The sequence below is a fragment of the Sphingomonas sp. GW821-FHT12D09 genome, assembly GCF_058807215.1.
Genome location: NZ_JBXAQL010000001.1, coordinates 2016315 through 2031342 on the forward strand (window position 1 = coordinate 2016315; position 15028 = coordinate 2031342).

Annotated in this window: 13 protein-coding genes; 9 read left to right on the forward strand and 4 right to left on the reverse strand. The window is 66.5% G+C overall.

Annotation, left to right across the window (positions count from 1 at the left end; translation table 11 throughout):
* The first annotated feature begins 294 nt into the window (after positions 1 to 294).
* The 8 genes from AC1RPL_RS09120 to AC1RPL_RS09155 all read left to right on the forward strand — a co-directional run bounded on the left by AC1RPL_RS09120 (position 295) and on the right by AC1RPL_RS09155 (position 9025).
* Positions 295 to 1158, forward strand: a complete 864-nt coding sequence (locus AC1RPL_RS09120) for a GGDEF domain-containing protein (protein WP_493068922.1) — start codon at positions 295 to 297, stop codon at positions 1156 to 1158.
* A gap of 230 nt (positions 1159 to 1388) precedes the next feature.
* Positions 1389 to 2390: a PhoH family protein gene (locus AC1RPL_RS09125; protein WP_493068923.1), complete on the forward strand. Its 1002-nt coding sequence runs from the start codon at positions 1389 to 1391 to the stop codon at positions 2388 to 2390.
* Positions 2391 to 2437: 47 nt separating this feature from the next.
* Entirely contained in the window at positions 2438 to 2704 is a 267-nt protein-coding gene (locus AC1RPL_RS09130) for a type II toxin-antitoxin system VapB family antitoxin (protein WP_493068924.1), read from the forward strand.
* Positions 2701 to 3096, forward strand: coding sequence for a type II toxin-antitoxin system VapC family toxin (locus tag AC1RPL_RS09135; protein ID WP_493068925.1), 396 nt, complete (start codon positions 2701 to 2703; stop codon positions 3094 to 3096). Before AC1RPL_RS09130 ends, AC1RPL_RS09135 begins: the two co-directional genes overlap by 4 nt.
* Positions 3096 to 3605, forward strand: coding sequence for an rRNA maturation RNase YbeY (ybeY, locus tag AC1RPL_RS09140; protein ID WP_493068926.1), 510 nt, complete (start codon positions 3096 to 3098; stop codon positions 3603 to 3605). Before AC1RPL_RS09135 ends, ybeY begins: the two co-directional genes overlap by 1 nt.
* Positions 3606 to 3614: 9 nt before the next feature.
* A complete protein-coding gene (locus AC1RPL_RS09145) occupies positions 3615 to 4526 on the forward strand; it encodes a hemolysin family protein (RefSeq protein WP_493068927.1) in 912 nt (303 codons plus the stop codon).
* Between the two features lie 676 nt (positions 4527 to 5202).
* Complete coding sequence (katG, locus tag AC1RPL_RS09150) at positions 5203 to 7401, forward strand: catalase/peroxidase HPI (RefSeq protein ID WP_493068928.1); 2199 nt, start codon at positions 5203 to 5205, stop codon at positions 7399 to 7401.
* Positions 7402 to 7600: 199 nt separating this feature from the next.
* Positions 7601 to 9025: a PQQ-dependent sugar dehydrogenase gene (locus AC1RPL_RS09155; protein WP_493068929.1), complete on the forward strand. Its 1425-nt coding sequence runs from the start codon at positions 7601 to 7603 to the stop codon at positions 9023 to 9025.
* A gap of 321 nt (positions 9026 to 9346) precedes the next feature.
* On the opposite strand, the gene AC1RPL_RS09160 is transcribed toward AC1RPL_RS09155, so the two are convergent.
* Together AC1RPL_RS09160 and AC1RPL_RS09165 are read right to left on the reverse strand one after the other, a co-directional pair.
* Positions 9347 to 10324, reverse strand: coding sequence for an agmatine deiminase family protein (locus tag AC1RPL_RS09160; protein WP_493068930.1), 978 nt, complete (start codon positions 10322 to 10324; stop codon positions 9347 to 9349).
* Between the two features lie 19 nt (positions 10325 to 10343).
* On the reverse strand, positions 10344 to 11963 hold the full coding sequence (locus AC1RPL_RS09165) for a M28 family metallopeptidase (protein WP_493068931.1): 1620 nt from the start codon (positions 11961 to 11963) through the stop codon (positions 10344 to 10346).
* Positions 11964 to 12061: 98 nt separating this feature from the next.
* On the opposite strand from AC1RPL_RS09165, the gene AC1RPL_RS09170 reads away from it, so the two are divergent.
* On the forward strand, positions 12062 to 13381 hold the full coding sequence (locus AC1RPL_RS09170) for an alpha/beta hydrolase family protein (protein ID WP_493068932.1): 1320 nt from the start codon (positions 12062 to 12064) through the stop codon (positions 13379 to 13381).
* 18 nt (positions 13382 to 13399) lie between these two features.
* On the opposite strand, the gene AC1RPL_RS09175 is transcribed toward AC1RPL_RS09170, so the two are convergent.
* Together AC1RPL_RS09175 and AC1RPL_RS09180 are read right to left on the reverse strand one after the other, a co-directional pair.
* Positions 13400 to 14143 (reverse strand): nucleotidyltransferase domain-containing protein, encoded by a 744-nt coding sequence (locus tag AC1RPL_RS09175; RefSeq protein WP_493068933.1) that lies wholly within the window; start codon positions 14141 to 14143, stop codon positions 13400 to 13402.
* Positions 14144 to 14193: 50 nt separating this feature from the next.
* A complete protein-coding gene (locus tag AC1RPL_RS09180) occupies positions 14194 to 14868 on the reverse strand; it encodes a hypothetical protein (protein WP_493068934.1) in 675 nt (224 codons plus the stop codon).
* Positions 14869 to 15028: the final 160 nt, after the last annotated feature.

Here is a 15028-nt window from a genome sequence, read left to right on the forward strand (position 1 = left end):
AGGATGTTACTTGCGCCTGAGCCTGGAAAGTGTCTTGATCCAGATCAATAGGCTGAGATGCCTCGGGGCAACGCTGTCGGCCGCTACCCGCACTATGGCCCTGCTACAGCGCAACGCTCGCGCATCTTCGCAGCATGCCGGCAAGACACTGCCCGCTCATCGCCGGCGCGACTCGTTCCACCGCATTAACGATTCCCGGCAAGCTTCGGGTAAGTTTCGCGATCCTACCCCGCTTTCCAACCAGCGCGCCGCCCCGTCCGGGACGGTCGACAGCAAAACGGGGATCGCACAGGCATGCGTTTTTATCTCGCGACGCGGTTTCTCTTCCCGCGCCATTTCCACTTGCGCATCTTCGCGATATGCTTCGCCGCGGTCCATCTGCCGCTGATCGTGTTCGTCGCCAGCCAGGCGGCGCTCGGCGAATGGCAATGGCGCGTGTTCGTGCCGCTGCTGCTTGCCACTCTCGCCGGTACGATCGGCGCGATCGTCGCGCTCGGCGCCCTGCTTGCGCCGATCCGCCAGGCCTCGACGATGCTGCGCCAGGTGCAGGACGGCAAGCCGATCACCGACATCCCCGCGGGCGGCCGCGACCTGGCCGGCGAGCTGCTCGACAGCGTCGGCCTTGCCGCGCTCGCCACCAACACCCGGATCGGCCAGCTGCGCGACGCCGCCGAGCGCGACCTGCTCACGGGCCTGCGCAACCGCCGCGGCTTCCTCGACGCCGCCGCCCATCTGCGCACCGGCACCCACGCCACGCTCGCCTTGGTCGACATCGACTTCTTCAAGCGGGTCAACGACATCTTCGGCCATGACGAAGGCGATCTCGTCCTCCAGGAATTCGCCCACCGGCTGAGCGAGACGATGCGCCGCTCGGACCTGATCGCGCGCTGGGGCGGCGAGGAATTTGCGATCCTCATCCCCGGCATGGGCCCGCGCGAAGCCAGGTCGATGATGGAGCGGCTGCGCACCGCGCTCCACGCCGATCCGATCGGCCCGGATCCCGACGAGCCGGTCACCTTCTCCTGCGGCCTCGCCTTCCTGCGCGGCCCGGAACAGATCGCAGTGGCTATGCAGCGTGCCGACAAGGCGCTCTATGCCGCCAAGCATGCCGGGCGCGACCGGATCGAGTTCGACACCGAGCTGGCGCTCCTGAACTGACCTTGGCGTTGCAAGGGAGACACGGCGCGGCGCCGATTGCGTGCCCGTGTCTTTCCCCCTGTCAAAGTTGGAAATCCTCTGCCACTCTTCCCATATCGCATGCGACAGGGAACCGCCCGCATCGTCTTCGCTTTGACACGCAGTGCCGCTACGCGCCTTGGCAAGCCGGCGACCGCGCGCACGCGTGCGACTACCAAGAGATTCAACATTTTCCAGCGTGAAGGAGCAGCATGAGCCGCAAGCCTGTCCCCGCCCAGTCCGGTGAACGCTCCCGTGCAGAGGTGAATTTCGACAAGCCCCAGCTCCTGCCCCAGCTCTTCGGCGAGTTCGACAGCAACATATTGGCGCTGGAGGAACGGCTGGGCGTCTACATCCATGCCCGCGGCCAGCGCGTGCAGATCGAGGGTACCGCCGAGGCCGTCGCCCATGCCCGCGAAGTGCTGCAGGAACTCCACGCCCGCGTCATTCGCGGCGAAGTGATCGACACCGGCCTGATCGACGCGGTGATCGCCATGTCGAGCGAGCCGATGTTCACCGGCATCGTCAAGGCGGATCATGGCGATGCGTCGGGCCAGATCATGATCCGCACCCGCAAGAAGACGATCGTGCCGCGCTCGGTGGCGCAGGCGGCCTATATGCGCGCGCTCGTCTCGCACGACATGATCTTCGCATTGGGGCCGGCCGGCACCGGCAAGACCTATCTCGCCGTGGCGCAGGCCGTGGCGCAGCTGATCACCGGCAGCGTCCAGCGGCTGATCCTTTCCCGTCCGGCGGTGGAGGCCGGCGAGAAGCTCGGCTTCCTGCCCGGCGACATGAAGGAGAAGGTCGATCCCTATCTCCGCCCGATCTACGACGCCCTGTACGACTGCCTCCCCGCCGAGCAGGTCGAGCGGCGCATCGCCAGCGGCGAGATCGAGATCGCCCCGATCGCCTTCATGCGCGGCCGCACCCTTGCCGACGCGTTCGTCATCCTCGACGAGGCACAGAACACCACACCGGCGCAGATGAAGATGTTCCTCACCCGCTTCGGCCAGAACAGCCGGATGGTGATCTGCGGCGATCCCAACCAGGTCGACCTCCCCGGCGGCCCGCCTGCCTCGGGCCTCAACGACGCGACCCGGCGGCTCGAGGGCGTGGAGGGCATCGCCTTTTCGCGCTTCTCCACCGCCGATGTCGTCCGCCACCCGATCGTCGGCCGGATCGTCGACGCCTATGAGGGCCCGAATGCTTGAAACATGGGATATCCTCGCATAGGATAAGGATATCCCCGGAGGAAATCATGGCCTCTTTGTACATCAAGGATAGCGAGACGGCGGCGTTGGCGGCGGAAGTCGCGACAATGCTCAACACGACCAAGACCGACGCGGTGCGGGACGCCTTGCTGCGGCGGAAGGCGGAAATAGAAGCCGGGGCGCCCAGGCTCGACCTGGTGGCCTGGCTCAAGGAATATCGGGCGCGCAATCCCTTGCCCGCCGCTTCCGGCATGAAGATGGACAAGCCCTTCTTCGATTGGCTCTCCGGCGAAGAGAATGTGCCCGAAGCATGAGTACGTTCGTCGACGCCTCCGTGCTGGTGTCCGTGCTGGGGGATGAAGCGGATGCGCTCGATCAGGCCGCGAGAGTGCGGGATTCGAGCGCCCCCTTCACCTCCCAGGTCGCGATCTGGGAGGCTGCGATCGCGCTCGTCCGCTCGGGCCGGCGATCGCCGGACGAAGCCCGACAGGATATCGGAGCGCTGCTGGAGGCCGGGCAGATCCGCGTGGTCTCGATTGGCCCGGATGAGGGCGCGCTCGCCGTTCAGGCGTTCCTCGACTATGGAAAGGGGCGCCACGACGCCAATCTGAACATGGGCGATTGCTTCGCCTATGCCTGCGCCAAGGCCAACCAGGCAAAGCTCCTCTACAAGGGCAACGACTTTGTTCACACGGATCTCGCCTGATGCTTGACGTAGCCGCCCTGGTCGAATCCCCCTGGCCCGACGCCGACTGGGAGACCCTCGCCAACCGTGCCGCCGAGGTTGCGATCAAGCAGACGCCGTACCTGGAATGGCTCGACCATCCCGCGACCATCGAAGTCGCGGTGCGCTTCACCTCGGATGCCGAGGTCCATGTGCTCAACCGGCAATATCGCGACAAGGACAAGCCGACCAACGTGCTCTCCTTCCCGATGATCCAGCCGGACCTGATGGAAGCAGTGACCGAGAATAGCGACGATGGCGAGGTGCTGCTGGGCGACATCGTCCTGGCGCACGGCATCTGCGCGGCCGAGGCGCTGGAGCGCCAGATCTCGGTCGAGGATCACGCCACGCACCTGATTGTCCACGGCCTGCTCCATTTGCTAGGCTATGACCATATGGACGACGCCGAAGCCGAGGCGATGGAGGACAAGGAGCGCGCCGCGCTCGCCAGCCTCGGCCTGCACGACCCCTATCTGATACGCGAGGACTGAACACCGAACATGCCCGAGGGCCCTAGTAGCACCAGCAACGGCGACAACCACGAAGGTGGCGGGATATGGCGCGGGATCCGCACCCTGTTGTTCGGGGATGACCAGGAAGAGACGCTGCGCGATCGCCTGGAAGACGCGATCGACGAGCATGAGGAAGAGGGCGGCAAGGCTCCGGCCGGCGACCTCGCCCCGATCGAGCGGCAGATGCTGCGCAACCTGCTGCACTTCGGCGAGCGCGATGCCGGCGATGTCGGCGTGCCGCGCGCCGACATCATCGCCGTCGACGAGAAGACCAGCTTTGCCGACCTGGTGAAGCTGTTCGAGGAGGCCGGCCACAGCCGCCTGCCCGTCTACCGCGATGAGCTCGATACCATCATCGGCATGGTCCACATCAAGGACGTGTTCAACATCCTGGCGAGCGGCGCCCCGCACCCGGAGAGCCTGGCCGGGCTGATCCGCCAGCCGCTCTACGTCCCCCAGTCGATGGGCGCGCTCGACCTGCTCGCCCAGATGCGCCTGCGCCGCACCCATCTCGCCATCGTGCTCGACGAATATTCCGGCACCGAGGGGCTGATCACGATCGAGGATCTGATCGAGGAGATCGTCGGCGAGATCGAGGACGAGCATGACGACGCGCCGACCGCGCTGCTCGTACCGATCGAAGGCGGCGGCTGGGACGCCGATGCCCGCGCCGAACTGGAGGACGTCGCCGAGACCGTCGATCCGCGGCTGGGCGAAGTGGACGGCGATGTCGACACGCTGGGCGGCCTCGCCTTCGTGCTTGCCGGACACGTGCCGGAAGCGGGTGAGTGCCTGGAGCATGACAGCGGCTGGAAGCTCGAGATCGTCGAGGCCAATCCCAAGCGCGTCACCCGGCTTCGCCTCCATCCCCCCGCCGAAAAGGCGCTGGCGGAGGAATAGGCACGCCGCGCCGGGCCTCCCAACCCGTCATCCCCGCCCTATAACCGTCATACCCGCCCTTTAACCGTCATCCCCGCTCTTTCATCGTCATCCCCGCGCAGGCGGGGATCCAGGGTCACGAAGGACGTCGCTCTGCCACCCTGGATCCCCGCCTGCGCGGGGATGACGGGGCAGAAGCGGATATTCTGCTTGACAAAACAAACCAAATAGGTAATAAGCCGCGCCATTCCTCGTACCAGGCCAGTACGAAGATGCGGAAGGCCGGTGGCGCAACAGCGTCGCCGGAGGATCGGCGCGGAGTCGTTCGGCTACGGTAAGTCGAAGCTTCGCCAGTTGAATGCGCTGTGAGCCCCTTGCCTTTAAACTACCCCTGACTGCTTCTCCACGGCCGCGATACAGGGGAGGCTCGCCACAGCAGAAAGTCTCGACGCGACAGAACACGAATACCAAATGCAATCGTCGTCGAGCCCGAGCGCCCGAGAAGAGAACGCGCCGGTCCTTTCCTTCTGCCCATCCCCCGGGTGCCCAGGCACGCCGGGCCATCGGCGCATCCGCTGCGTGACAACGGCGTGTCGTAAAAATCACCCGGTCGATCAGTGACCGTCAACTAATCCATTTCTTCGATTGCGCCTGAAGTGGCATCCATGGGCCATAAATTCAGCAAGGAGATCGGGAGATGGACGCGAAGACAGGATCGATCGACGGTGGCGGTTGTCCGATGGGTGGCGCAAGCGGCGCGCGCGCACTGCTCGGCCGCACCAACAAGGACTGGTGGCCGGAGATGCTCGCCACCGAGATCCTCGATCCCAATGGCCCGTCCAACCCGATGGGCGCCGACTTCGACTATGCCGAAGCCTTCAAGCAGCTCGATTATACCGCGCTCAAGGCCGATCTCACTGCGCTGATGACCGACAGCCAGCCATGGTGGCCGGCCGATTACGGGCATTACGGCCCCTTCTTCATCCGCATGGCCTGGCACGCCGCCGGCACCTATCGCACCGCCGACGGGCGCGGCGGCGCGAACAGCGGCCAGCAGCGCTTCGCCCCGCTCGATAGCTGGCCCGACAACGGCAATCTCGACAAGGCGCGCCGCCTGCTGTGGCCGATCAAGCAGAAATACGGCAAGCACATCAGCTGGGCCGACCTGTTCATCCTCACCGGCAATGTCGCGATCGAGAGCATGGGCGGGCCTGTGTTCGGCTTCGGCGGCGGCCGCCCCGATGTGTTCGAGCCCGAGCGCGACATCTATTGGGGCTCGGAAGACAAATGGGTCAACGAGGGAGTCCAGACCCGCATCTCTCCCGAGCATGGCATGCACGAGCTCGAAGGCCCGCTCGCCGCGATCCAGATGGGCCTGATCTACGTCAATCCCGAAGGCCCCGGCGGCAACCCGCATGACGACGCCGGCATGGCGCGCGACATGAAGGAGACCTTCGCGCGCATGGCGATGAACGCCGAGGAGATCGTCGCGCTCACCGCCGGCGGCCACACCTTCGGCAAGGCGCATGGCAATGGCGACGCCTCGCTGCTCGGCGCGGCGCCTTCGGGCGGCGACCTCGTCGCGCAGGGCTTTGGCTGGGTCAGCGGCCATGAGAGCGGCGGCATCGGCGAGCATACCGTGACCAGCGGCATCGAGGGCGCCTGGACCAACACGCCGCGCGAGTGGAGCGAGAACTTCTTCCGCCTGCTGCTCGACTATGACTATGAGCTGGTGAAGTCGCCGGCGGGCGCCAACCAGTGGCAGCCGATCGACCAGAAGGAAGAGGACAAGGCCCCGGCGGCCTGGGACCCCAACCTCCGCGTCCCGACGATGATGACCACCGCCGACATGGCGCTGAAGCGCGATCCCGAATTCCGCGCGATCAGCGAGAAGTTCCGCACCGACCATGAAGCGTTCAAGGACGCCTTCGCCCGCGCCTGGTTCAAGCTGACCCACCGCGACATGGGCCCGAAGATCCGCTACCTCGGTCCGGAAGTCCCCGCGGAGGACCTGATCTGGCAGGATCCGATCCCCGCCGGCACCAAACCTTCGGACGCCGACGTCCAGGCCGTGAAGGACAAGATCGCGGCGAGCGGCCTGACGGTCAGCCAGCTGATCAAGACCGCCTGGGCTTCGGCCAGCACCTACCGCAAGTCGGACTTCCGGGGCGGCGCCAACGGCGCGCGCGTCGCGCTGGCCCCGCAGAAGGACTGGGAAGTCAACGAGCCCGAGATGCTCGCCAAGGTGATCGGCACGCTGAACGGTCTGCGCGGCTCGCTGTCGCTGGCCGATGCCATCGTGCTCGGCGGCGTGGTGGGCCTCGAAAAGGCGATCCGGGACGGCGGCTCGAATGTCGCCATACCCTTCGCCGGCGGCCGCGGTGACGCGACCGCGGAGCAGACCGACGCCGACAGCTTCGCGGTAATGGAGCCCGAGGCGGACGCCTTCCGCAACTATGTCGGCAAGAAGAAGCTGCTGGTGAAGACCGAGGAAATGATGCTCGACCGCGCCTCGCTGCTCGGTCTCTCGGTGCCCGAGATGACCGTGCTGATCGGCGGGCTGCGCGTGCTCGGCGCCAATCACGGCGAGCGCGGCCATGGCCATTTCACCAAGCGGCCGGGCCAGCTGACCAACGACTTCTTCGTCAACCTCTATGACATGACCAATGTCTGGGCGGCGGCCGGCGAAGGCGACGACGAATATGTCGCCACCGACCGCAAGGAGGGCCATGAGACATGGCGCGCGACCCGCGCGGACCTGATCTTCGGCTCGAACTCGGAGTTGCGCGCGGTCGGCGAGATCTATGCCGAGAAGGGCAATGAGGAGAAGTTCGTCCAGGACTTCGTCGCCGCGTGGACCAAGGTGATGAACGCCGATCGTTTCGATCTGAAGTGACCCTCTGAATTCCTCCCCGAGCTTTTGCTCGGGGAGGGGGACCATTGCGAAACAATGGTGGAGGGGCCGGCGCACCGCGCCGGTGCCCGGCGTGCCCCTCCACCCCCGCCTTCGGCGGCGGTCCCCCTCCCCCAGCAAGCTGGGGGAGGATTTGATTCCATCATTGGCTTCCCCCTTCCCCGCCCCTATCCTCGCCCGCATGCTCAAACGTATCCTCATCGCCCTCCTGATCGTCGCCGTGGCGGTCGCTGGTTTCCTCTTCTGGGCTACGCGCCCCGACGTTGCGAAGCTCTCTGAACAGGCCGTCACCGGCGTGGTCCCCCAGCTCGGCGAGGCACGCAGCCAGGACTTCCCCACCGTTCGCATCGCGACTCCGGTGGGCTGGGCGAACGGCGCCAAGCCGGTCGCAGCGGCGGGCCTCAATGTTGCGCCCTTCGCCGACAAGCTCGATCATCCGCGCTGGCTCTATCGCCTGCCCAACGGCGACGTGCTGGTAGCCGAGAGCAACTCGCCGCCGCGCGACGGCGGCGGAATCACCGGCTGGATCATGGGGCTGATGATGAAGCGTGCCGGCGCCGGCGTGCCCTCCGCCAACCGCATCACCCTGCTGCGCGACACCAATGGCGATGGCGTGGCCGATCAGCGTTCGGCGCTGATCGAGGGCCTCAATTCGCCGAGCGGCATCGCGCTGGTCGGCGACTGGCTCTATGTCGCCAACACCGATGCGCTGGTCCGCTTCCCCTACAAGGCGGGCGACACCAGGATCACCGCCAAGGCGGAGAAGGTCATCGATCTGGCCGGCGGCGGCAATCATTGGGCTCGCAACATCCTTCCCTCGAAGGACGGCAAGAGCCTGTTCGTCGCGGTCGGCTCCTCGTCGAACATCGCCGAGAACGGGCTCGAGCAGGAAGGTGACATCTACACCGCCGAGACGCCGTTCGATGTGGCCAAGAAGCTTGATGCGGCCAAGCGCACCCGCGCCGCGATCCTCGAAGTGGTCCCGGAAACCAAGTCGTCGCGCGTCTATGCCTGGGGCCTGCGCAATCCCAACGGCATGGCGCTGGAACCGCACACCGGCGCGCTGTGGACCGTGGTCAACGAGCGTGACATGCTCGGCTCGGACATGCCGCCCGACTATCTGACCCAGGTCGATTTCGGTGCCTTTTATGGCTGGCCGTGGAATTACTGGGGCGGCTATGTCGACAAGCGCGTGACGCCCGAGCGGCCGGACCTGCGCGAATATACCAAGCGCCCCGATTTCGCGCTCGGCGCCCACACCGCGCCACTGGGCCTCACCTTCGCCGCCGACGCGAAGCTGGGCGACACGTTCGCCAATGGCGCGATCGTCGCGCTGCACGGCTCGTGGAACCGCGAGCCGCCTTCGGGCTACAAGCTGGTCTTCGTGCCGTTCGGCGACAATGGCTTCCCGCTCAAGACCGCCAAGCCGATCGACCTGCTCACCGGCTTCCTGGGCAAGGACGGCAAGACAGTGAACGGCCGCCCGGTCGGCGTGATCACCGATGCGGCGGGCGCGCTGCTGGTCGCGGACGATGTCGGCAACATGATCTGGCGGGTGAGCGGGCCGGCGGCTCCCGCAGCAGTTGCTACCGCCCCCGCCAAATAGCCCATCCCGTCACCCCGGCCTTGTGCCGGGGTCCACCGGGGAGGCCAGGGCGATGCGCGGAACATCGTCTGCGCGCTGGCCGATAGTCGCGTGCTACTGCCCTGGTCTCGGCCCGAAACCGGCGTTGCGCTTGCAATGTAGGATTTCGCCTGCTTGGCTCACACGGTCGGCTCCTGGCCGGCCGCTCTTTGACTCCGTGGAACGGATAGGATCACGCCTGCTCGGGCACGGCGCGAGACGGCTCCATACCGGAACGCAGAATGCGCATGCGGTCCCCGGCATAAGGCCGGGGACCGCAGTGCGCAAAAATCGCGAACCTGTTTACGCCGCCGGGATCTGCTGGCTGATGCAGTGGAAGCTGCCGCCCCCGGTCAGGATATGGTCGGCGCGCTGGCCGATGATCGCGCGCCCGGGGAAGAGCTTGGCCAGCGCGTCGATCGCCGCCTGGTCGTTCTCCTGCCCATAGAGCGGCACCACTACGGCGGCGTTGCCGATATAGAAGTTCATGTAGCTCGCGGGCACGATCTCCTCGTCGTCGTTGAGCACGCGACCCGGCGAGGGAAAGCGGACGACTTCCACCCCGAACGCCTCGGCACGGCGCGCGGCATCCTGGTAGATGCGCCAATTGGGGTCGTTCTCGGCGGCCTCGGGGATCAGCAGCCGGTTCTCGCCGACGAAGCGGGCGAGATTGTCGACATGGCCGTCGGTATGGTCGTTGAGCAGCCCGTCGCCCAGCCACAGCACGGCGTTGTAGCCAAGGTCGCGGTGCAGCAGTTCCTCGACATCGGCCTTGGTCAGCTGCGGATTGCGGTTGCGGTTGAGCAGGCATTGCTCGGTGGTGACGACCAGGCCGGTGCCGTCGCCGTCGATCGCGCCGCCTTCCAGCACCCAGCCATGTTCCTCGACCCTGAAGCGCGCGCGCTCGGCGAGTCGCAGGCCGATATCGTCATCGCCTTCCAGGTCGTATTTCCCGCCCCAGCCATTGAAACGGAAGTCGTGCGCGATGCGGTCGCCGCCGATGATCGCGGCGGTGTCGCGCAGCCAGATGTCGCCGAACGGCTCGACGACGATCTTGGCGGCGTTGCCGACCAGCAGCTTGGCGGCGGCGGCGGCCTCGTCATCGGCGGCGACCAGGATCACCTTCTCGCCGCGGCCTTCGGCATGCACCGCCTTGGCAAAGGCAGCGACTTCGATCCGCGCGGAGGGCAGGTCCTCCAGCCACAGTTCGGGGTGGCTGGGGAATCCGATCCACACGGCGTCGTGATGCGCCCATTCGGGCTTGGGGGGCAGAATCGTCATTTTGCCCCCATAATCCCGTTCACTGCCCCGCGCGAGACTTGTCGCGAACCGCGCGGAATTCTGCCGTGGGATACCAGTTGGGCCAAGCGGTGCCGTCGGCGAGCTGGCGGCCAAGGCCGTAATAGATGTTGAGGTCGGAAACCGCGCCGCTCCAGTCCCAGCTCGGGTTATATTGGTCCTGGGGCTTGTGATAGCGGTTCTGGACATAATCCTCGGCCGCCTTCTTGCCGGCTTCCTTGCCGCCATTGACCAGGTCGTCGCCGCTCTCGCCGTAGAGCATCGGCACGCCCAGCTTGGCGAAGCTGAAATGGTCGGAGCGGTAATAGCTGCCCGCCTCGGGCCGCGGCTCGGCGACGATCACGCGCCCCTCCGCAGCGACGAAGGGCTTAACCAGGTCCTCGAGCTCGGACTTGCCCGCGCCGGTGAGCACGAAATCCTTCGTCTTTCCAATGACGTTGAGAGAATCCATGTTCACGCCGCCCACCGTCTTGGCCAGCGGATAGACCGGGTTCTCGGCATAATATTTGCTGCCCAGCAGGCCCGATTCCTCGGCGGTGACGGCCAGGAAGACCACGCTGCGCTTCGCCGGGCCCGCCTTGGCATGCGCCTCGGCCAGCGCGACCAGGCCGCCGATGCCCGAGGCATTGTCGACTGCGCCGTTGCAGATGTCGTCGCCCTTCACCGCGTCGCAGCGGCCGAGATGGTCCCAATGCGCCGAATAGAGGACGACCTCATCGGGCTTGGCGGTGCCGGGCAGGATACCGACGACGTTCTTCGAGGCCTGACGCCGAATCGAATTATCCCAGCTGACAGAGGCCTTTACGCCCAGCGGCACCGCCTTGAACCCCTTGTGGGTGGCGGCGGCGGCGAGCGCGTCGAAGTCCTTGCCGGCGGCGGCGAACAGTTCCTTGGCCTTGTCCTTCTGCATCCAGCCGATCGCCTGGCTCTGATCCATGTGATCGCCCGGCGTGTCCTGCTCGAGCTGCGGGCCGGTCCAGGAGGATTGGACCACCCCCCAGGGATAGGAAGCCGGGAAGGTGTCGTGGACGATGATCGCGGCGGCGGCGCCCTGGCGTGCGGCTTCCTCGAACTTGTAGGTCCAGCGGCCGTAATAGGTCATCGCCCGACCCTCGAATAAGCCTTTGGCTTCAGGGGCTTGATAGTCGGGGTCGTTGACCAGGATGACGACCGTCTTACCCTTCACGTCCAGGCCGACATAGTCGTTCCAGCCGCGCTCGGGGGCGTTGATGCCGTAGCCGACGAAGACGACGTCGCTGTCCTTGATCGCTACCTTGGGGACCACCCGGTAGGTGGCGATGACCAGGTCCTTGCGATAGTCGAGGCTGACGGGGGCCTTGCCGCCCGAGAAGACCAGGGGCTGGACGTTCTTCGCGGAGATCTCGACCAGCGGCACGTCCTGGGTCCAGCTACCCTTGTTACCCGGCTTTAACCCAGCCTTTTCAAAGCGCTGGACTATATAGGCAATCGTCTTGTCCTCGGCCGGCGTGGTCGGGGCGCGGCCCTCATAGCTGTCCTGCGAAATCTCCCTTGTGACCTCCTTCATCGTGTCGGCGGAGATGGTCTGGGCATTGGCAGCGGTGCCGGCGAGCAGCAGGGCGGCAGTCAGGAGATGGCGCATGGGATCCCTTTCGGAACGAATGTAGGGCGATGTTGGCGAGAGTTGCACCCAATCGCAATGCGAGGCAGGCTGGTAGCGATAACAAAGGAGAGGAATCCGTGCGCTACCGGACGCTTTGGGCGCCGTTGTTGGCACTTGCCCTGCCGGCGGCCGCGCAGCAGCAGGATTACACCGCCGCCAATGCCGACCGCCAGGCGATGCTGGATCAGCTGGGAATCACGCTAATCCGCCCCGGCGCGGACGGCTTCAACCCCAATGCTCCCAATGCCGTGAACTATGACGAGGCCAAGGCGGGCACGCCCGAACTTCCGAGCCTGATGCGTCTGAACGACGGCCGGCTCGTCAAGAACAGCAGGGACTGGGACCGCCGCCGCCGCGAGATCACCGAAGCGTTCGACCGCGAAATCTATGGCCGGGTGCCGCTAACTGTCCCGAAAATAGCGTGGAATCTCGTGAAGACGGAAAAAGCCGTCGAAGCCGGGACTCCGGTGATCAGGCGCTGGCTGGAGGGCAAGGCGGACAACAGCGCCTGGCCGCAAGCCTCCGCGATCCTGTCCGTCCGCTACACGCTCCCCGCCGGCAAGACGCGCGTGCCGGTAATGCTCTCCTTCGGCTTCCCCGAAGGCTTCACATTCCCCGGACCGCCCCGCCCCGCCGACCCCGGCCCGCCCTATACCGAACAGCTGCTCGAGCGCGGCTGGGGCTATGCCGTGGTGGTGGCGAATTCGATCCAGGCGGACAATGGCGGATCGCTGAAGACCGGGGTGATCGGCATCTCGCTAAGGGGCCGTCCGCGCGGCCCCCAGGACTGGGGCGTGCTGCGCGCCTGGGCCTGGGGGGCGAGCCGGGCGCGCGAAGCAATCGCTTCGGACGCCAAGGTTGACGTACGCCGGATCGGCATCGAGGGGCTGTCGCGCTACGGCAAGGCGGCGCTGGTGGCGATGGCCTATGACCCGCACTTCGCGATCGGGTTCATCGGCTCCTCGGGCGCGGGCGGCGCGGCGCTGTACCGGCGCAACTTCGGCGAGCGGATGGGCAACCTCGCCGCCGGCGGCGAGTATCACTGGTTCGCCGGCGCTTTCCTGAAATATGCCGGGCCCCGGACCGAATTCGACCTGCCCGTGGACGCGCACATGCTGATCGCGCTTTCCGCCCCCCGGCCCTTGTTCATCGGTGCGGGCACGGTCGACACCGGGGACGGCTGGGTCGATCCCAAGGGCAGCTTCCTGGCGGCGGTGGCGGCATCGCCGGCCTGGACGATCGGCGGCGCGAAGGGGCTGAGCGCGACTGCGTTCCCGCCCGAACTGACGCCGGTGACGAACGGCGACCTCGCCTTTCGCCAACATCGCGGCGGGCACAACAACCGCGACAACTGGCCGAGCTTCATCGATTTCGCGGTTCGGAAGCTGGGGACCTAGGAACGGGCGCCCCTGCGCTTATCCCGGCCCCGGCATGGCGAGTTGGCGGTCGCCATCGAACAGCGGGCCGCCATGCCGTGCCAGCTCCTGTTCGGCGAGCGTGATGAGCGGCGCGCATGTGCCGGACGCGAAGAGCTGGCGGAACGCGTGGTCGAACCGCTCCGCCAGATCAGGATCGATCGCGGCAAGCGCACGCGGCACCCATTTGCTCGTGGCGTTCCAGCGCCCGCGCCCGCGCAGGGCGAGTTCCACCAGCCGGGGGTGGAGCATGACGCCGATCGCAAGATACTCCGCCGGGCTGCGATCGCCGCGCAGGTCATCGACGGCCTCGGTGATTGCATAGCGTATCGCATCGACCTGATCGGAACCGATCGGCGGCGGCCCCTTGTCAAGAAGCACCGCCATGGCTTGGCGCAGCCGCTCTCCCCGCTCCGCGGCCGGCCCGATCACCTCGCCTTCCGCGACCATCGCGGGAAAGCTGGGGCGCCCGCGCGCCGCACCCATGTTGACGAAACGGGCCAGCGTGGCTTCGTCATGGACGAAGACCTGCACCGGCAACGCACCGAAAAGGAAGGAATCGCGCCGCGCGACGGGCACGCGATCATAGACGATGATCAGGTCGAGATCGGAATGGGCCGTGCCCTCGCCGCGCAGGAGCGAGCCCGCGGCAATGCCGAAGGCGGCACCCTGGTAGCGCTCGGCCATCACGGCCGTGGCAATCGCCAGGGCCTCGGCCGGCGTCGGATTCGCCGGTTCGGTCATCGCGCGAACCTAGGCCCTGCCGGACGCGGATGACAATCCGTAGCCGCGCCTCAGCCGCCGACCGCGCGCAGGACCTCCTCTGCGCGGTCGGCGATATGGGAGGCGGCTTCGATGCGGTCGAACATCGCCTGCTGGAGCTCGGTCAGCGCCGGGACGAGTGCGTCGCGGCGCGCCTCGGCGGCGCGGACCATCGGCAGGAAGCGGCGTTCGAGCTTCTTCAGCCGGACCATGTCCGCCGCCGTCTCGACATGCACGATCAGGTCCGCATCGCCATCGAAGCAGGTCGCGGACGGAATCTCCCGCTCGGCATCGCGGTAGCGCTCGCGCAGGCCCTGGACTTCGGCCTCGGCGGCGATGAACCGGTCGAGCGCATCCGCCTTGGTCAGCGGCACGAACACCTGGGGCATGGCCGGGGGCCAGTCGAGCGGGTAATTCTGCACCGGATCGACGGCGAACGCCGTGCTGCCCACGCCCCAACCGGTGACCGGGTGCGGCGAGATATCGGAGAGCATGCCCGAAGGCGCCTCCCACACGGCATGGTGCCACCCGAACAGCGCTACGCCGGGTATCTCCACCAGCATCCAGCCGAACACGCATTTGCCGCCCTGCGCGCGCACCTGATCGCGCACGTTCCAATAGCAGCGGCCGTTGCGGTTGCCGGCCAACGGATAGCGCGGCACCGCCACGGCGCGCACCGCGGCGAGCCTGGCGAGCAATATCGCCAATCCCGGATGATCGAGAGACGTATCCCGATGAAGCAGTCCCAATGTTCGGTCCCCCCGGACTTTCAAGCGAATGGATACGCGAACACGGACTCTGCGGGCGACACACAGGCCCTCGTCCACCGGAAACGACCCGGCGCGATGAAAGGATGAACCAGTGCGA